18 protein-coding genes are annotated in these 17333 nt (G+C 29.3%); 10 read left to right on the top strand and 8 right to left on the bottom strand.

Annotated features, from left to right (window positions below):
- Positions 1 to 72: 72 nt before the first annotated feature.
- Complete coding sequence (locus ABXT66_RS01875; RefSeq protein ID WP_443643971.1) at positions 73 to 1017, top strand: ELM1/GtrOC1 family putative glycosyltransferase; 945 nt, start codon at positions 73 to 75, stop codon at positions 1015 to 1017.
- Here the strand turns inward: ABXT66_RS01875 and ABXT66_RS01870 are convergent.
- From ABXT66_RS01870 to ABXT66_RS01860, 3 genes are read right to left on the bottom strand one after another with little or no spacing between them, the layout of a single operon-like run.
- Positions 988 to 2415 carry a protein adenylyltransferase SelO family protein gene (locus tag ABXT66_RS01870; RefSeq protein ID WP_443643970.1) on the bottom strand — a complete coding sequence of 476 codons (1428 nt, stop codon included), beginning with the start codon at positions 2413 to 2415 and terminating at the stop codon, positions 988 to 990. The genes ABXT66_RS01875 and ABXT66_RS01870 overlap by 30 nt on opposite strands.
- 18 nt (positions 2416 to 2433) lie before the next feature.
- The gene (gene msrP, locus ABXT66_RS01865) at positions 2434 to 3381 is read right to left on the bottom strand and encodes a protein-methionine-sulfoxide reductase catalytic subunit MsrP (protein WP_443644714.1); all 948 of its coding nucleotides are present in this window, start codon (positions 3379 to 3381) and stop codon (positions 2434 to 2436) included.
- 41 nt (positions 3382 to 3422) lie between these two features.
- A complete protein-coding gene (locus ABXT66_RS01860) occupies positions 3423 to 4625 on the bottom strand; it encodes a pyridoxal phosphate-dependent aminotransferase (protein ID WP_443643969.1) in 1203 nt (400 codons plus the stop codon).
- 143 nt (positions 4626 to 4768) lie between these two features.
- Here ABXT66_RS01860 and uvrB point away from each other — a divergent pair, with 143 nt between their 5' ends.
- The 5 genes from uvrB to ABXT66_RS01835 all read left to right on the top strand — a co-directional run bounded on the left by uvrB (position 4769) and on the right by ABXT66_RS01835 (position 10164).
- The gene (uvrB, locus tag ABXT66_RS01855; RefSeq protein ID WP_443643968.1) at positions 4769 to 6835 is read left to right on the top strand and encodes an excinuclease ABC subunit UvrB; all 2067 of its coding nucleotides are present in this window, start codon (positions 4769 to 4771) and stop codon (positions 6833 to 6835) included.
- 43 nt (positions 6836 to 6878) lie between these two features.
- Positions 6879 to 8756 (top strand): excinuclease ABC subunit UvrC, encoded by a 1878-nt coding sequence (gene uvrC / locus ABXT66_RS01850; protein ID WP_443643967.1) that lies wholly within the window; start codon positions 6879 to 6881, stop codon positions 8754 to 8756.
- Between the two features lie 80 nt (positions 8757 to 8836).
- Complete coding sequence (gene pgsA / locus ABXT66_RS01845) at positions 8837 to 9439, top strand: CDP-diacylglycerol--glycerol-3-phosphate 3-phosphatidyltransferase (RefSeq protein ID WP_443643966.1); 603 nt, start codon at positions 8837 to 8839, stop codon at positions 9437 to 9439.
- Positions 9436 to 9687, top strand: coding sequence for a molybdopterin converting factor subunit 1 (gene moaD, locus ABXT66_RS01840; protein ID WP_443643965.1), 252 nt, complete (start codon positions 9436 to 9438; stop codon positions 9685 to 9687). The genes pgsA and moaD overlap by 4 nt, the downstream gene beginning before the upstream one ends.
- Positions 9688 to 10164 (top strand): molybdenum cofactor biosynthesis protein MoaE, encoded by a 477-nt coding sequence (locus ABXT66_RS01835; RefSeq protein ID WP_443643964.1) that lies wholly within the window; start codon positions 9688 to 9690, stop codon positions 10162 to 10164. It begins immediately after the preceding gene.
- 8 nt (positions 10165 to 10172) lie between these two features.
- Here ABXT66_RS01835 and ABXT66_RS01830 read toward each other — a convergent pair whose 3' ends face one another.
- Positions 10173 to 11051 (bottom strand): branched-chain amino acid aminotransferase, encoded by an 879-nt coding sequence (locus ABXT66_RS01830; RefSeq protein WP_443643963.1) that lies wholly within the window; start codon positions 11049 to 11051, stop codon positions 10173 to 10175.
- A 172-nt stretch (positions 11052 to 11223) separates the two neighbouring features.
- Between ABXT66_RS01830 and ABXT66_RS01825 the strand changes: the two genes are divergently transcribed.
- Both ABXT66_RS01825 and ABXT66_RS01820 read left to right on the top strand, forming a co-directional pair.
- Positions 11224 to 11955 carry a response regulator transcription factor gene (locus ABXT66_RS01825; RefSeq protein ID WP_443643962.1) on the top strand — a complete coding sequence of 244 codons (732 nt, stop codon included), beginning with the start codon at positions 11224 to 11226 and terminating at the stop codon, positions 11953 to 11955.
- 13 nt (positions 11956 to 11968) lie between these two features.
- Positions 11969 to 13279: an ATP-binding protein gene (locus tag ABXT66_RS01820; protein ID WP_443643961.1), complete on the top strand. Its 1311-nt coding sequence runs from the start codon at positions 11969 to 11971 to the stop codon at positions 13277 to 13279.
- A gap of 1 nt (position 13280) precedes the next feature.
- Here the strand turns inward: ABXT66_RS01820 and ABXT66_RS01815 are convergent, their stop codons facing one another.
- The 4 genes from ABXT66_RS01815 to ABXT66_RS01800 all read right to left on the bottom strand — a co-directional run bounded on the left by ABXT66_RS01815 (position 13281) and on the right by ABXT66_RS01800 (position 15586).
- Positions 13281 to 13889, bottom strand: coding sequence for a hypothetical protein (locus tag ABXT66_RS01815; RefSeq protein ID WP_443643960.1), 609 nt, complete (start codon positions 13887 to 13889; stop codon positions 13281 to 13283).
- A 9-nt stretch (positions 13890 to 13898) separates the two neighbouring features.
- The gene (gene proC / locus ABXT66_RS01810; RefSeq protein ID WP_443643959.1) at positions 13899 to 14723 is read right to left on the bottom strand and encodes a pyrroline-5-carboxylate reductase; all 825 of its coding nucleotides are present in this window, start codon (positions 14721 to 14723) and stop codon (positions 13899 to 13901) included.
- A 52-nt stretch (positions 14724 to 14775) separates the two neighbouring features.
- A complete protein-coding gene (locus ABXT66_RS01805; RefSeq protein ID WP_443643958.1) occupies positions 14776 to 15264 on the bottom strand; it encodes a hypothetical protein in 489 nt (162 codons plus the stop codon).
- Positions 15265 to 15343: 79 nt separating this feature from the next.
- Positions 15344 to 15586, bottom strand: a complete 243-nt coding sequence (locus tag ABXT66_RS01800) for an accessory factor UbiK family protein (protein WP_443643957.1) — start codon at positions 15584 to 15586, stop codon at positions 15344 to 15346.
- Positions 15587 to 15654: 68 nt separating this feature from the next.
- On the opposite strand from ABXT66_RS01800, the gene lgt reads away from it, so the two are divergent.
- Both lgt and pgeF read left to right on the top strand, forming a co-directional pair.
- Complete coding sequence (lgt, locus tag ABXT66_RS01795; protein ID WP_443643956.1) at positions 15655 to 16443, top strand: prolipoprotein diacylglyceryl transferase; 789 nt, start codon at positions 15655 to 15657, stop codon at positions 16441 to 16443.
- A gap of 36 nt (positions 16444 to 16479) precedes the next feature.
- The gene (gene pgeF / locus ABXT66_RS01790; protein WP_443643955.1) at positions 16480 to 17262 is read left to right on the top strand and encodes a peptidoglycan editing factor PgeF; all 783 of its coding nucleotides are present in this window, start codon (positions 16480 to 16482) and stop codon (positions 17260 to 17262) included.
- The last annotated feature ends 71 nt before the right edge of the window (positions 17263 to 17333 follow it).

The following is a 17333-nucleotide window of genomic DNA, read 5'->3' as shown; positions in this document are numbered from 1 at the left end:
AATTAGCACATAATTGCAATTTTATTTCAATGAATGCAAAAACTGTTAATTTTTAAAAGAGTTAAGAAAAATTTGACAAAGTCTACCAAAATTAACACGTGGGTTATAAGTGATGGAACTAAAGGTATGGAAAATCAATCTTTAGCTGTTGCAAAATTACTAGGTTATGATTACGAATTGATAAATTATAATCCTCCATATTTATTAAGAAAAATTCCTCTAATTGGAAAGTTTTTATTAACCTCTAATATTCTAAAAGAACTAAATCAAAAACCTTTACCTAAATTTGTTATAACAACTGGTAAAAGAATGGCAGGGATTTCAATAGCAATAAGATTTTTTTTTAAAAATAAAATTAAAACAATTCATATTCAAAACCCAAAAATATCAAGAAATCAGTTTGACCTTTTACTAATACCTGAACATGACGCAATAACAGGTAAAAATATAATCCAAACTAAAGGTGCATTATCTTTTTTTTTAAATCATGAAATTAAAAATAAAAAAAATTTAACTACAGAAAAACCTATAATTTTTTTAATGGTAGGTGGTCGTAATAAAAGATATAATCCTAAAAGTATTGATTATTATGATTTAGGTATCAAAGCAGTTAAAGCTTCGAATTTATTAAACGCGAAGTTAATAATTTCTACTTCTAGACGCACAGGAATAAAAGCTGAAAAAATATTGAGGTCAATTTTTTCCAAAAAATTAAATGATTTTAAGTTTTATACATTTAATAGTAAAAACCCATATCCTAATATTCTTCAAAAAGCGCAATACTTAATAGTTACAAGCGATAGCGTAAGCATGGTATCAGAAATGGCAACTATTTCAACACCTCTATTTGTTTCGTTTTTTCCTCAAGAAAACGGTAAAATTTTAAATTTTTTAAATAATCTTAAAGATTTAGGAATCATTAAGAAATTTGAAGGTAAATTGTTTAATTATAATAAGAACAATTTACACACAAATGAAAAAACAATTTTAAAAATAAATGACTTTTTTAGACTCTAATATATTACCAAGAGCCCTAAGTCTTTGAATTTTGTCTTCAAGTACATTCCAATTATCGTGCAAAGAAATTTGTTCCCATATCTTTTCAACTTCATTTATTAATAAATTTTCTCGGTTTTGATCTAACATATGTTTTTTTTCTGAACTACCATTAAATGAAGTGTTGCTTTTTAAAATATCCGTTACTAACAAAAATTGTTTAACTTTGTATTTACTACCATAAGAACTTTTAAGACAATCAATTATGCTGTCGCTACCACCATAAAAATCATAAAAAAAAGAACCATAATCAATTTTATTTTTTTCACTCTCATTTAATAAGATGTGCATGATTTTATTTAGGTCATTTGAATTAATATCTTTAATATCCAACCTCCAACAAAAATGTCTTTTGAGAGATAAATGAAAATTTTTAGAAAATTCATTTAAAATTTCAATAATTCTTTCTTCACTTATAAACTCTTTTAAACTTTTTCCTAACTGAGTTAACGCCCATAAAGCAGCTTCAGGTTGATTGCCAAAAGAATAACGTCCATTATGATCAAAATAAGCAGCAGTAAAACTGGGACTTGCATATTCAATAAACCTCCATGGTCCATAATCAAAAACCTCACCAGTAATATTAAAATTATCTGTATTTAAAACACCATGTACAAATCCTGAAACAATAATGCGTCCCATTGAGCTTGCTATTCTTTTTACAGATTCTAAAAAGAAATCCTCTGCTAAACTGCACGAAGATGCATTATGTTTTTTAAAAAAAAAGTAGTTTTTCGTTACATGTCTCAGTAACTTTTCTATATTTTCGTTTTCATTGAAATACGCTAATCTTTGAAAGGTACCTATTCTAATATGACTATTACTCCGCCTAACTAAAGCAGCAGATCTTGTAGGAGATGGTTCATCATTCCTTTCAAGATTTTCGCCTGTTTCAATAATAGATAAAGTTTGGCTTGTTGGAACACCTAAGGCTGATAAAAATTCTGTTGCCAATAGTTCTCTAACGGCACCTTTTAGAGTTAATCTTCCATCCCCTCCTCTACTAAAATTAGTTTGACCAGATCCCTTAGTCCCTAAATCCCATAAAACTTTATTCTTATCTAAAAATTGTGCTAATAAGAAACCTCTACCGTCTCCTAAATCTGAATTGTAATGCCCAAATTGATGTCCATGATATTTTAATGCTAATGGAGCATGGACAACTCCAGGATACCTATTAAACTTTCCAAAATAATCTATCCATTCTTCGTCAGAAAGATTGTCCAAACCAATAATTTGAGCTGATCTGTTATTTCTAAACCTTAAAATATGATCAGGGAATTGAGCTTGAGTGGCAACATCAAAAAAATCTTTACCTAAATTAAAGTGAGTATTAACTGGTTTAGGTTGATTTTTCATAAAAAACTTAACCTAACATTATCTAAAAAGACTGTTCTTTAAAGTTGGCTGAAGCGCATTATACATGCTTGCAACTTCTGAACCATAGCCGTTATAAATCATAGTTGGAACTCTATTATCAACACCTAATTGCTGCTCTGTAGACTGGGACCATCTAGGGTGAGGGACGTTTGGATTTACATTAGCCCAAAAACCGTATTCTAAAGGAGCAATTCTTTCCCACATACCCTGAGGTTTTTTATCTACAAAGCTTATTTTTACTATAGATTTTATTGATTTAAACCCATATTTCCAAGGAAGAACTAATCGGCAAGGGGCACCATTTTGATTTGGCAATTCTTTACCATAAATACCTGTAGCAAGAAAACTTAAATCATTTTTCGCTTCATCGATAGTTATACCTTCCACATAAGGCCAAGGATACCAATTTTGTTTTTGACCTGGTGCTACATCAGGGTCAAAAAAGGTTTCAAACCTCAAAAATTTTGCACTAGTCTTAGGTTCAACAAAAGACAAAATATTTTTTAAAGGAAAACCAGACCAAGGAACAGTCATTGACCATGCCTCGACACATCTAAATCTATAGACGCGTTCCTCTATTCCACCAACTTTTTTTAATAAATCACTTATATCAATAGTTACTGGTTTTTTTACTAACCCATCGATTGTCAACATCCATGGCTTAGTTTTGAGAAATGCAGCTCTTCTCCAAATATTTTTACTAGAACCAAATTCATAAAAATTTGTGTAAGTAGTAGCTAGTTTTTCTTCGGTTATTTCTCTATTTACCTTATAGAGAGTATTACTTACAGGTGGATAAAAAGAGTTAGCGTTTCCAAAGACAGAACTAGGAAATGAAGTAAGACCAGCAAGGGCAATTGAACCTCCAGCCAATTTTTTTAGAGCTTGTCTTCGTGATTTAAAAATATGTTCTGGCGTAGTCTGAAAATCTTTTAAATCCCATATTTTTTTTTTATTATATTAGACATATAGTACCTCAACAAAGATCATGCTAGACTAGAAACCGATCTTTCAATTCTATCCATCGCATCTTTTAAAAGTTTTAAACTTGTTGCGTATGACACTCTAAAGAAAGGCTCCAATCCAAAGGCAACGCCTGGTACAGCTGCAACTTCTCCTGTTTCTAAGAGCCATTCAACTATTTCTGTATCATTACTTAAAGTTATCCCTTTAGATGTTTTTTTTCCAATTAATCCAGAGACATTAGGATATGCATAAAACGCCCCTTCTGGAAGTATACAACTTATTCCTGGAATATTATTAAGTCTATTAAAAACATATATTCTTCTCTCGTCAAAAGCCTGCAAACAAGGTTTTAAAAAATCATTACTGCCACCTATTCCTGCTAAGGCTGCATATTGTGAAATAGAAGACGCATTAGAAGTTGATTGACCTTGTATTTTTATCATAGCTTTAATTAATATTGATGGTCCTACCGCATAACCAATTCTCCAACCCGTCATACAATGACTTTTAGATACACCGTTTACAGTTAAGGTTCGATCTTTTAAATCAGGCGCTACCTGTGCAAAGGTATGAAATTTAAAATTATCATATACAATGTATTCATAAATATCGTCTGTCATCACATACAAGTTTTTATGTTGTCTAACTACTTCAGCAATAGCATTAAGTTCATCCTTAGAATAGCAAGCACCTGTTGGATTTGATGGGCTATTTAAAATTAGCCACTTACTTTTATTTGTTATAACTTTTTTTAGCGCTTCAGCTGTAAGCTTAAAACCTGTGTCATCAGAACAACTTACAATGACTGGGGTTCCACCAGCTAATAATGTCATGTCTGGGTATGAAACCCAGTATGGTGCTGGAATAATAACTTCATCATTAATATTTATTGAGCTGATTAGAGCATTATACAAAATTTGCTTTCCACCAGTTCCAACAATAACATCATTTATTATATAATCTAAATTATTATCTTTTTTGAACTTATCCACTATAGCTTGCCTAAGTTCAGGGATCCCCTCTACATTAGTATATTTAGTGTAACCTTTTTTTATAGCCTCAATAGCTGCTTCTTTTACATGATCCGGTGTATCAAAATCTGGTTCTCCTGCTGACAATCCTATAACATCTTTTCCTTCTCTTTTTAATTGTGCTGCTTTAGCTGTTATAACCATTGTTGCAGAAGGTTTTATTCTATTTAAATTGTCAGAAATAAAAGGCATAACATAACTCCAAACTTAAATTTAAAATCTAATTAAGATTTACTACAAATTAGTCTAGTTAAAAATCTTTTTTATTAGTTAATAGATTATTTTTTGATATAGATTAATTCTTTAACACTTTATTAGGCATATATAGATAAAAAATGAATGAATTAGCAAAATTAAACTATAAATTATCAAATACTTCTAAATCTATATTTTCATTAGAATCTAGTTTTACTCCTACCGGTGACCAACCCTATGCCATTAAAGAATTAATCTCAGGAATTGAAAAAAATGACAAGGATCAAGTATTACTTGGCGTTACCGGTTCTGGAAAAACCTTTACTATGGCTCATGTTATAAATTCATTAAACAGACCATCTTTACTTATGGCGCCTAATAAAACGCTTGCAGCTCAGTTATATGGAGAAATGAAGGATTTTTTTCCTAACAATGCTGTTGAATATTTTGTTTCTTACTATGACTACTACCAACCTGAAGCATATGTTCCGCGATCAGATACATATATAGAAAAAGAATCTAGTATAAATGATCAAATTGATAGAATGAGACACTCAGCAACTAGAGCTTTATTAGAAAGAAAAGATGTAATTATAGTTGCATCTGTTTCATGCATTTATGGAATAGGATCCGTTGAAACATACTCACAAATGACAATTAAATTAGAAGAGCGACAAGAAATCTCTCGTCAAAAATTGTTAAGACAATTTACTGAGTTACAATATACAAGAAATGATATGTCTTTTGTAAGAGGTACATTTAGAGTTAGAGGTGACATAGTAGAAATTTTTCCTGCTCACTTAGAAACCGTGGCCTGGAAAATTACATTATTTGGAGATGAAATTGAGAATATATTTGAAGTAGATGCTTTAACAGGAGAAAAGTTATCAAAGTTAAAGTCAATAAAAATTTATGCCAACTCTCATTATGTCACTCCTAAACCAACTATAAACCAAGCAATTAAATCTATTAAGGAAGAGCTTAAAAAGCATTTAAATATCTTATACCAAAATAACAAGCTTGTTGAAGCACAAAGATTAGAGCAACGAACTAATTTTGACATTGAAATGATGCAAGCCGCCGGCACTTGTCCAGGAATAGAAAATTACAGTAGATATTTATCGGGAAGAAATCCTGGAGAACCACCACCAACACTTTTTGAATATTTACCTAATGATGCTCTAGTATTTACAGATGAAAGCCATGTAACAGTTAGTCAAATAGGCGCAATGTACAAGGGTGACTTTAGAAGAAAATCAACATTATCTGAGTATGGTTTTAGGCTCCCATCGTGTATGGATAATCGTCCACTAAAATTTGAAGAGTGGGAGGCTTTTAGGCCACAAACTATACATGTTTCTGCAACTCCTGGTGAATGGGAATTAAATAAAACAAGTGGGGTTTTTGTAGAACAATCAGTTAGGCCTACTGGGTTAATAGATCCTGAAATAATTATTAAGCCAACAAAAACTCAAGTTGACGATCTTATTCATGAAACAAAATTACAATCAAAAAAAGGGAATAGAGTTTTAATAACTACCCTTACAAAAAAAATGGCTGAGGCATTGAGTGAGTATATGTTTGAGGCAGGGTTGAAAGTAAGATATATTCATTCTGATGTAGATACACTTGAGCGCATAGAAATAATAAGAGATTTACGCCTAGGTTTATTTGATGCATTAATTGGTATAAATCTCTTAAGAGAGGGTCTAGACATACCTGAATGCGCTCTTGTAGCAATTCTTGATGCTGATAAAGAGGGGTTTCTTAGATCAAAAACATCGTTAATACAAACTATTGGAAGAGCAGCAAGACATGTTGAAGGCCAAGTAATATTGTATGCAGATACTATTACCGGGTCAATGCAATACGCAATTGACGAGACAAATAGAAGAAGAGAAAAACAAATTAGTTATAACAAAAAACATAACATAATTCCTAAATCTGTAATTAGTAAAATATCTGATATATTAGCAGAATTAAACGACAACAATGAAGATGAAAAAAGTAAGAGTTCCCAAAAAGTTGGAAAGACTATTAAACAATCTATAGACGAACTTCAATCAGAAATGGAAAATGCTGCAAGTAACTTAGAGTTTGAAGAAGCTGCAAAAATTAGAGATGAAATTAAAAAACTACAACAGAGAGAATTAGGTTTAATGGCAGCGCCAAACGAAAATTATAAAAGTAAATTTAAAAAAAAATAATAATATTTTATAATTATTTTTGAATTTTATAAAAATAGAAATAATGATTAAAAATAAAAAAATATCACTTAATGACGGAATAGAAGTAATAAAAAGTGAATTAATTACGATTCCAAGTAAACCAGGTATTTACCAAATGATTGGTGAGAATGAAGAATATCTTTACATTGGAAAAGCAAAAAACCTTAAAAACAGAGTGACTTTTTATACTAAACCTAAAAGATTGAATTCTAGATTAACCTTTATGGTTTCTAACACAAAACGAATGGAAATTATTATCACATCGTCTGAGATGGAAGCTTTATTATTAGAGTCAAACCTAATTAAAAAATTTGAGCCTACATATAATATATTGCTAAAAGATGATAAAAGTTTTAGCTCTATATTTTTTAATTTATCTCATCCATTTCCTCAATTATCTGCCCATCGTGGAACAAGAAGTATTAAAGGAGAATATTTTGGCCCATTTGTATCTAAAAGAACTATTTACAAAACAATAGAGACACTTCAAAAAGCGTTTTTATTAAGAACCTGCAATGACAATATGTTTAAGTCAAGAACCAGACCATGTTTACAATTTCAAATAAAAAGATGCAGTGCGCCATGTGTTAATTTAATTTCTAAAGAGTCTTACGAGCAAAGTTTATACCAAGCTAAAAATTTTCTTTTAGGAAAATCAAAAGAAATTAAGGAAAACTTAATTAATAAAATGTATGAAGCGTCTAATCATCAAAATTTTGAGGCAGCAGCTATTTATAGAAATAGGGTTAAAGCATTGACAGAAGTAACGGCAAATCAAAATATCAATATTCCTAATATAAATGATGCTGACTTTCTTGTTTTAAAAAAAATAGAAAATAAAGTTGTTGTACAGATGAATATTATTAGAAACGGATCAAGTTATGGCTCTAAAGCTTATTTCCCCAACATCGGGAAAAATGCAATTGATGTAAATGACAATGAAATTATGCAAGCCTTTATTTGTCAATTTTATGATAAGAATGTCCCTGCAACAAATATTTTAGTCAACCAAAATCCAAAAGACAAAATATTGATTGAAAAATTATTAAGTAAAAAACATGGTATTAAGGTTAAAATAGATTTACCCCAAAGAGGTAAAAAATTAGAAATTATAAACTCTGCTTTAAAAAATGCAGCTGAAAATCTTAATAGAAAAATATTTGAAAAAACATCAAATAAAAACAATCTTAACAAAATTAAAACAATCTTTAGATTTGAAAATGATCTAAATAAAATTGAAATTTACGATAACTCACATCATCAGGGTAAATCACCTATAGGCGCAATGGTTGCATTTAACGAAGATGGGTTCTCCAAATCTTTGTATAGAAGATATAATATTAATTTAGAATACAATAAAAATTCTAATAATAAAACTGAAGTACATAATAATAATAACGATTATTTGATGATGGAAGAGGTTATAAAAAGAAGGTTTAAAGGTAAAAATATTATTCATTTCCCAGATTTATTAATAATAGACGGTGGTAAAGGTCATCTTAATACTGTTTTATCAGTTCTTAAAAAAATAAAAGTAAAAAACGTCGAGGTTTTAGCTATTTCAAAGGGACTTGATAGAGACGCAGGAAGAGAAAATTTTTATACAAAAAATATGAACAATTTTAAATTTAATAAAGATGATCCAACATTGTTTTTTCTTCAAAACTTGAGAGATGAAGTCCATAGATATGCTATAGCCGGTCATAGGCTAAAAAGTAAAAAAGCTTTATTGAAAAGTCCACTTGATGAAATAGTTGGTATAGGAGCAAATCGGAAAAAATCTCTTTTAGAAGAGTTTGGTTCAGCAAAAGCTGTTGGAAGTGCTAGTTTAGAAGACTTATTAAAGGTAGATGGTATCAATAAATCAATAGCAAACAACATATTCAATTTTTTTAATTAATTAATGAATAAATGCTTAACTATACCAAAATTTATCTTTAAGGTAAAATATGTTTAAAAATTATTATTAGGGCATTCTTTATGCAAAAAAACATACTTAAAAAAACTGTTCCTAATGGGTTAACAATTTTTAGATGTATTTCTGCAGTTTTGCTTCCCTTAATCATTATATATGGCGGTAATAATGGAGCTATCATTTCTGTACCATTATTTTTATTAGCTGGATTAAGCGACTACTTCGACGGCTTTTATGCAAGAAAATATAATGTACTATCTAATTTTGGTAAAATAATAGATCCAATTGCCGACAAACTTTTAGTAATAGGTGTCTTACTTGCATTAGCGTCGGAAAACGTTTTTGATTATTATTACTCATTTTTTGCGGCCCTGGTTATAATTTTAAGAGAAGTTTTAATATCAGGTTTACGAGAAAGTATATCTTCCTATAAAATATCATTAGAAGTGTCATTATTATCAAAATGGAAAACAGCTGCTCAATTGATAGCCTGTGGCTTTTTTTTAGTTTGGAGATCAGATATATTTCTATATGAAATAAAATTATTAGGTTTAATTTCTTATACTATTTTGTGGTTTGCTGCCATAATAACTGCTTTTACTGGAATTCAGTATATTTTAAAAATAAATTTATTTTTTCAAAATAAAAAAAATATGGAGTTTAAATGATTATTAAATATTTTTCTTGGATAAGAGAACATGTTGGAAAATCTGAAGAAAACTTTGATCTACCAAGTAACGTAACAACTATAAATGAATTGATAGATCATCTAAATGGTTTAAATAATCAATACAAACACGCTTTTGCCAAAAGAGGCCTTATTAAAATAGCTGTAAACAAAAACTACTCTCCATTTGAAACCAAAATAAACAATAATGATGAGGTTGCTTTTTTCCCTCCTGTTACAGGTGGATAAATGAAAAAAAAACATACTGCTATAATTGATGTTAGAATTCAGAGTGATGATTTTGATGTAACCAAAGAAAATAAAAAGCTACAAAATGATGAACCTGGAGCAATTGTAAATTTTGTTGGTATTGTAAGAGGATTTGATGAAAAAAAAAATGAGTCTATAAAATCATTAACTTTAGAGCATTACCCTGGAATGACTGAATTAGAAATAGAAAATATAGTTAATGAAAGTTGTGAAAGATGGAGGATTTCTGGAGTGACAGTTATACACAGAATTGGAAAATTATTACCCTCTGATCAAATAGTCTTCGTAGGTGTTGCTTCTAAACATAGACAAGACTCATTTGATGCCTGTAATTTTGTAATGGACTGGTTGAAAACAAAAGCGCCATTTTGGAAAATTGAGGACGATGGAAACAAAAAGAAATGGGTTGAATTCAATTCACTAGACAACGATGCTGTTAAAAAATGGAAGGTTTAATGTTACATTTATTTTTCATTAACCAGTTTATTATAGGCATCTGTTAATTTAAGGCAAATTTCACCAGGTGTAAATTTATAATCGCCAATTGATTGAACAGGCGTAACTTCGGCAGCCGTCCCTGTCAAAAAACATTCTTCAGCGTCAGCCATTTCCTCAGGCATTATTTTTCTTTCAACAATCTCTATACCACTTGCTTTTGCCAGACCAATTACAGTTCTTCTTGTAATACCATCCAAAAAACAATCTGCCAAAGGGGTATGAAGTTTACCATCTGGCATTTTAAAAAAAATGTTTGCTCCAGTAGCTTCAGCAATTTGCCCTCTATAATCTAACATTAAGGCATCGCTGTATCCTTTGGCTTCTGCCTCATGTTTAGATAGAGTGCAAATCATATATAATCCTGCAGCTTTAGCATGAACAGGGCCACATTCTGGGCTTGGACGTTTCCATTTAGCTATATCAAGCTTAATACCTTGCATTTTTTGGTCAGGATCAAAGTAACTTGGCCATTCCCAAACAGCAATAGCAACATTTATTTTAGTAATTTGAGCTGAAACAGCCATCATTTCACTTCCCCTCCAAACCACTGGCCTTACATAAGCATCAATTAATGAATTTTTTTTCAATAATACATTCTTAGCTTCTATTATGTCATTTTCTGTAAAAGGTATGATCATATCAAGAGATTCAGCTGATTTAAATAACCTAGTTGTGTGCTGTTGAGTTTCGAATATTTTACCGTTATATGCTCTTTCTCCTTCAAAAACACAACTAGCATAATGCAACCCATGATTTAAAACGTGAACGTTAGCAGTTCTCCAATCAACAATATTACCATTATACCAAATATAACCTTCACGATTATCAAACGACAAATTAACCAAAAAATTTCCTCCTTAATAAGATATTATTTATAATCCACATTATTTTTAAATAATCAAATATTAAGAAATAAGTTTTGTAATTAATTAAGTTATTAAGTAATTTTCTTTTACAATTTAATTTTAAAAAATATTTTCTATTTATAAAAATTTATATTAAAGCTAATCTATAAAAATGAATAATCAAAATTTACAAACTCAAAATTTTCACATCTTAGTCATTGATGATGATCAAAAATTAAGATTATTACTTAAAAAATTTTTAGAAAACAATGGCTTTAGAGTATCGGATGCCGAGGATACTACTCAAGCAAAAAAAATAATGGAAAGTTTAATCTTCGACCTATTGGTTATTGATATAATGATGCCTGGTCAAAGTGGATTAGATTTTTTAAAAGAAACAAGACAAACTAACTTAATACCGGCTCTAATGCTCACAGCAATGTCAGATCCAGAGGACAGACTAGATGGTCTTGAATTTGGAGCTGACGACTACATGACAAAACCTTTTGAACCAAGAGAACTTTTACTAAGGATTCAAAATATTCTTAAACGACATACATCAAATTTTATTAAAAATAAGGATATAAACAATACTAAGTTCGGCCCATTTTTATTTAATAAAAAATCATTAAATTTATATAAAAATGACATTCCAGTTCATTTAACAACCTCGGAACAAAAGTTACTAAATTGTTTTTGTTTATCTCCAAACAAAGCTTTTACAAGAGATGATATTAATAATTCTCTTGGTGGTTCAATGGAAACACGATCCATAGATGTAGCAATTGCAAGAATTCGTCGTAAAATAGAAGAAGATCAAAGACACCCTATTTATTTACAAACTGTTAGAGGCATAGGTTGGATGCTACAAACTCATGATGATAAGACTGATAATGATTTTTGAAAAAGAGTAAATTATGAGACTACGAAACATTACACCTAAAAGCCTTTTTGGAAGAATGTTGGCTATTATCCTTGTACCAATAATTCTTGTACAAATAATATCGGTTTCAATATTTTATGAAAGACATTGGGACTGGGTATCTAGACATATGTCAAAAAATTTAGCTAAGGATTTAGGTTTGCTAATAGATGAATTAGGCAACGAACCTTCAAAAGATCAAAGAGCTCTATCTGCGGTTAGAGCAAGACAATATTTCGATATTATATTTTATTGGCTTGATGAAGGTATATTAAAACCAAACCAATCTTTTAATACTAAATTTAAAAATTTCCGTACTTCCCTAAAAAGTCGAATTAAAAAACCATTTTATCTATCTTCAATCGAGGATTCAACACAGTTTTATGTTGATATCCAACTTGCAAATGGAATTGTAAGAATGAATATAGATAATAAAAGATTATTTGTTCCTACCGGAATTACATTTATTATGTGGTCAGTTGGTGCTTCCGTCATACTTTTCTCAATTGCTATAATTTTTCTTAGAGGCCAGGTTAGACCTATTCTTAGATTAGCAAATGCTGCCAGACAAATTGGATTTGGAAGAGAAGTTTCTGACTATAATATTGAAGGTGCAACTGAAGTAAGAATTGCTGGAAGAGCTTTTCAAGCTATGAGACATAGAATAAACAAACAAATATCTGAGCGTACATCTCTTCTTGCTGGTGTTAGTCATGACTTAAAAACACCTCTTACTAGGATGAGACTCCAATTAGCTATGATGAGTAATATTGAAGATATAAAAACAGAGTTTGAAAATGAAATAATAGAATTAGAAAATATGATTGACGCTTATTTGGATTTCGCAAGAAATGACCGAGAAGAACAAATGGTTGACGCTAGTCTATTTAAATTGCTTCAACAAGCAGCCAAATCTTCAGATCCAGACGGCAGACAAATTCATATTTCTATTCCACCTGAGAACCTTCCAGTTTTTCCTATTCAAGTTCAATCTATTAGAAGAGCATTAATAAATCTTTTTACTAATGCAATGAGATATGCTGGAAAAGCAAGCGCCCAAATACAAATATTTGACGATCATAGCGAAATAATAATTGATGATAATGGCCCAGGGATTCCAAGAGACAAGCGAGAAGAAGTTGTTTTACCTTTTACAAGATTAGACAATTCAAGGAACAATAAAACAGGAGGGACTGGTCTTGGCTTATCTATAGCAAAAAATGCTGTACTCAATCATGGTGGAGAACTTATACTAGAAGACAGTCCTTTGGGTGGGTTAAGGATAAGATTATTGTTGCCTTTATGATTTAATTTTTGATTATCCCAAGCATTTGCCCTAAATCCTCAAAATCTCTTAAGTCTTTATCTAAAAATCTGATCGTGCTGTCTAAACTATTACCTTTTTCTGTTAAAAAAATATTTACAGCTTTAAGAAAAACTATATTTAAAGCTATAGACATAAGAGCTTTTCGGGTTTGGTTTTGTCTCCCTTCAACTATATCTAACAAATTAGAAACAAAAGAACAGTTTTTTTCAAGTAGCCTTAAAAAGTTTTGAGCCTTAACATTTGAGCTTTGACTGAGAATTTTAAAGCTTTGTCTATATGGCAAAAAACTCTCAAATCTTAAAGTTAAACCCTCTAGAATTTTTTCATAAGTATTAGAAACTGTATCCTCATTAATATCAATTTTGAATTCATTTAAAGTTTGTGTATCAAGTTTTGAAATTAATATTCTTAAAAAAATGAAATTATAATCTTTACTATTTTTTGAAATTATTTTTTCAGCATCTTTACCAGAGACTTTACTAACAAAAATTAATTCATCAAAAGTTATTTCATCTTTTAAATTTGTCCCAATTATTGAAAAATATCCTTCGCATAATTTCCATTTAATCATTTCTATATTTTTTTTCATATGGTTAGCTCAGTTATTTGAATTTAAATAAATTGCTTTTTGTTTTGCACAACTAATTGTATTATTTAGCAAGTCAAATAAACCATTTTTTTTAGAAGCGAGTATTTCTAACCCAGCTTCAGTTGTACCACCAGGACTAGTAACATTTTGTCTTAATATTTTAGGATCAATATTTGATGATTCAAGCAGCATAGCGGATCCTATTAATGTTTCTAAAGCTAAAACTTTTGCAGATTCTGCTGACAACCCTTGATTCATTCCAATTTTGGAGAGCACCTCGACTAGGTAAAAGATATAAGCTGGCCCAGAACCAGATATTGCCGTTACAACATTAATCAAATTTTCATTATCTAGACATATAGCTTTACCAAACGAGTTTAACAAAGTATTTGTATTTTCTTCTTCATTTAGACTTAAATTATCACTTTTGCAGTAACCAGTAACTCCTTTTCCAACTGATGCAGGTAAATTAGGCATTGCTCTTACAATTTTAATATTGTTGTGAACTTTATTTTTAAACCAGGAAAATGATAATCCAGCTGCGATAGAAATAAAAAGGGTCTTTTCAATATCAATAACATTGAATTGTTTTATAGCATCTAACATCTGCTGAGGCTTAACTGCTAAAAAAATTATATCAATATTTTCAACATTTGATTCGTTTAGAATTTCCTTGATATTATTAAATGCTTTAAAGCCATCCATTTTAGCGTCTTCTCTTAATAAAGCCTCTTTTTCAATAATGTAAAAATTGAAATTTAATTTTTTTAATAGCCATCCATTTGCAATAGACGAGCCCATTTTACCATATCCGAACAAAACTATATTTTTCATTTCCAATCCAATAGTTAAATTAAAGCAGTTGAAACGTAATCATTTATAAGAATTAAGCGTTACCTTTTATTTGTAAAAACATTAACTCTATACATTCCTGTTCATTAATATCACCATAAGCTAAATTATGCACAAATAATGAAAAATTATGAAACAAGCCAGACGTTAGCTCTAAATTAGTATCAATCAAATTTAAAAGGTTTTCGTAAGTTAAATTATCAAAATAGTTTTTAGAAGAATGATATTTAATAATATTCTGATTTATATTAAATGAAAAATATCCATCAGATGATTGCTCATTTATACAATTTATCAATATAAAAAAATCATAAACCTTATTCTTAGGAATTTCTAAATCTAAAATATACTCAAAAGTTATTTTTTTTTCTTTGGAACTAATATTGAGATAATAATCTGCAATATCACCTTTGTAATTATAGGCAAATTTAAACTTAGATTTAGGTCGTTTAGTCCAACTATGTTTTTGCAATACATTAAGAATCTTTTCTGATTCTATAAAATTATTAAAATTTTCTATCATTTATAACTACATATGGTATATAATTTACTTTATTGAAAAATATATACTACATGTAGATTTTTTAAACTAAAAAAAATGATTATTTAGGTTTTACCGTTTTTTTTTCCAATTTTATCTTTAACAAATTAAATTCTGAGTTCAATTTTTCATGTCTATCTAAAAGCGCTTCAAAATCTTCTCTACTTACGATACCTTGAGAGTTTATGAATTTTTCAAATCTACTTTTAATTATATTATCAACCTCATTTTTTAAATCAGAAAAAGTTGTAAGTGCTCCAGAAATTACAGCAGCCGTATCTTTTAAAAAAAAATTTCTTTTCATTTAAGTTCCTATCTATAATGTCCATATATGTTATAATAAATATTTAATTAAATCGAATGATTTTATGAATGTTAGAATTTCCAAATATTAATCCAGTTGCAATTGATTTAGGTATTATTCAAATCAGATGGTATGCCATTTCCTATATTGCTGGAATCTTATTTAGTTGGGGTTTAATTCTTAATATAATTAAATTCAAAAACCTTAAAATTGACAATAAAGTTATAAGCGAATTAATAAGCAATTCTATGATTGGTATAATTATAGGTGGTAGATTAGGTTACGTCATATTTTATAATCCTGATTACTATTTAAATAATTTATTAGAAATTTTTAAATTGTGGAATGGTGGCATGTCTTTTCATGGTGGTTTTATAGGCGTGGTATTTGCTGTTATTTATTCAAGCAAAATATCTAAAACAGCTATTCTAATTTTAGCCGATTTAATTGCAATTGCAGCTCCTATCGGAATTTTTTTTGGTCGTTTAGCTAATTTTATTAATGGAGAGCTATACGGTAGAATAACAAATCACAGTTTTGGAATGATATTCCCAAATGCTGGCAATTCTCCTAGGCATCCAAGTCAATTATATGAAGCTTTTTTTGAAGGTTTTCTTCTCTTCATTATAATGTTGTTATTTATAAAGTTTACAAATATTTTAAATAAGAAAGGCCTTATAACTGCATTATTTTTATCTTGTTATGGATCTTTTAGATTTATGATTGAGTTTTTTCGAGAACCTGATGCCAATATTGGCCTACTATATTTTAACTTTTCTATGGGTCAATTATTATCGTTACCGATGATTATAATAGGTCTTTATTTTATAATATTCATAGCAAGAAAAAAAGTTTAAGTTCATTTATTAAATGAATTTATATGGCGTGTACTTATGAAAATTTTAAAAATTCAACATCCAATTTTAGATGATTCAAGAATTAGTTATGGCTTTTTTACAAGATCTGGAGGAATATCTAAAAAGCCTTATGACACTCTTAATTGTAGCTTTAACAATGAAGATGATTCAATCAATGTTAAAGAAAACTTAGAATTGGTCAGAAAAGAATTAGACTTAGATACAATAATACAACTTAACCAAGTACACTCTACTGACATTATTACCTTAAATAATAGAAGTATGAATTATAATTTCAAAGAAGCTGATGGGCTTGTTACAAACTTGAAGGGCATAGGTTTATCAATTCTTGGTGCAGATTGTGCTCCAATATTATTCTATGATAATGTAACAAATATTATTGGTGCATGCCATGCTGGTTGGCGAGGAGCTGTTAATAGCATAATTGAAAAAACAATAATAAAAATGGAAAAAATTGGGGCTAAAAGAGACGCTATCACAGCTATAATCGGACCTGTAATACATAAAAACTCATATGAAATAAAGAAAGACGTCGTACATATAGTTCAAGATAGCTTATTTTATAAGGCAAACAGTTCTATATTATTAAAAAAAAAAAATAATCAATATTTATTTGATCTTCCTTTGTTATTAAGAGAAAGTCTTAAATATTCAAAAATAAGAAAAATTGGCGATGTAGAAATGGATACTTATGCAAATTCTAACCTTTTCTTCAGTCATAGAAGAGCTACACATAAAAGGCCTCAAACAAAAATTAAGACAGGCAGACAAATATCAGTCATTGGGATAATAAGGTAGTATTTAAATGCCACATTTGATTATATTTTTCTTTGTGTTAATTTTAGGTTTAATTATTTTAATGTTTTTAT

The sequence above is a fragment of the Candidatus Levibacter sp. Uisw_134_01 genome, from assembly GCF_047717795.1.
GTDB lineage: Bacteria > Pseudomonadota > Alphaproteobacteria > Puniceispirillales > Marisalimonadaceae > Marisalimonas.
This window is presented reverse-complemented; position numbering and strand designations above follow the sequence as displayed.

What these genes read in the sequence shown, in the direction of transcription:
- lgt (WP_443643956.1), top strand. Translation starts at nt 15,655, where the DNA reads ATGTTAGAATTTCCAAATATTAATCCAGTTGCAATTGATTTAGGTATT.
- ABXT66_RS01870 (WP_443643970.1), bottom strand. Translation starts at nt 2,415, where the DNA reads ATGAAAAATCAACCTAAACCAGTTAATACTCACTTTAATTTAGGTAAA.
- ABXT66_RS01820 (WP_443643961.1), top strand. Translation starts at nt 11,969, where the DNA reads ATGAGACTACGAAACATTACACCTAAAAGCCTTTTTGGAAGAATGTTG.
- pgeF (WP_443643955.1), top strand. Translation starts at nt 16,480, where the DNA reads ATGAAAATTTTAAAAATTCAACATCCAATTTTAGATGATTCAAGAATT.
- ABXT66_RS01860 (WP_443643969.1), bottom strand. Translation starts at nt 4,625, where the DNA reads ATGCCTTTTATTTCTGACAATTTAAATAGAATAAAACCTTCTGCAACA.
- moaD (WP_443643965.1), top strand. Translation starts at nt 9,436, where the DNA reads ATGATTATTAAATATTTTTCTTGGATAAGAGAACATGTTGGAAAATCT.
- uvrC (WP_443643967.1), top strand. Translation starts at nt 6,879, where the DNA reads ATGATTAAAAATAAAAAAATATCACTTAATGACGGAATAGAAGTAATA.
- pgsA (WP_443643966.1), top strand. Translation starts at nt 8,837, where the DNA reads ATGCAAAAAAACATACTTAAAAAAACTGTTCCTAATGGGTTAACAATT.
- ABXT66_RS01800 (WP_443643957.1), bottom strand. Translation starts at nt 15,586, where the DNA reads ATGAAAAGAAATTTTTTTTTAAAAGATACGGCTGCTGTAATTTCTGGA.
- uvrB (WP_443643968.1), top strand. Translation starts at nt 4,769, where the DNA reads ATGAATGAATTAGCAAAATTAAACTATAAATTATCAAATACTTCTAAA.
- ABXT66_RS01825 (WP_443643962.1), top strand. Translation starts at nt 11,224, where the DNA reads ATGAATAATCAAAATTTACAAACTCAAAATTTTCACATCTTAGTCATT.
- ABXT66_RS01835 (WP_443643964.1), top strand. Translation starts at nt 9,688, where the DNA reads ATGAAAAAAAAACATACTGCTATAATTGATGTTAGAATTCAGAGTGAT.
- ABXT66_RS01815 (WP_443643960.1), bottom strand. Translation starts at nt 13,889, where the DNA reads ATGAAAAAAAATATAGAAATGATTAAATGGAAATTATGCGAAGGATAT.
- ABXT66_RS01805 (WP_443643958.1), bottom strand. Translation starts at nt 15,264, where the DNA reads ATGATAGAAAATTTTAATAATTTTATAGAATCAGAAAAGATTCTTAAT.
- proC (WP_443643959.1), bottom strand. Translation starts at nt 14,723, where the DNA reads ATGAAAAATATAGTTTTGTTCGGATATGGTAAAATGGGCTCGTCTATT.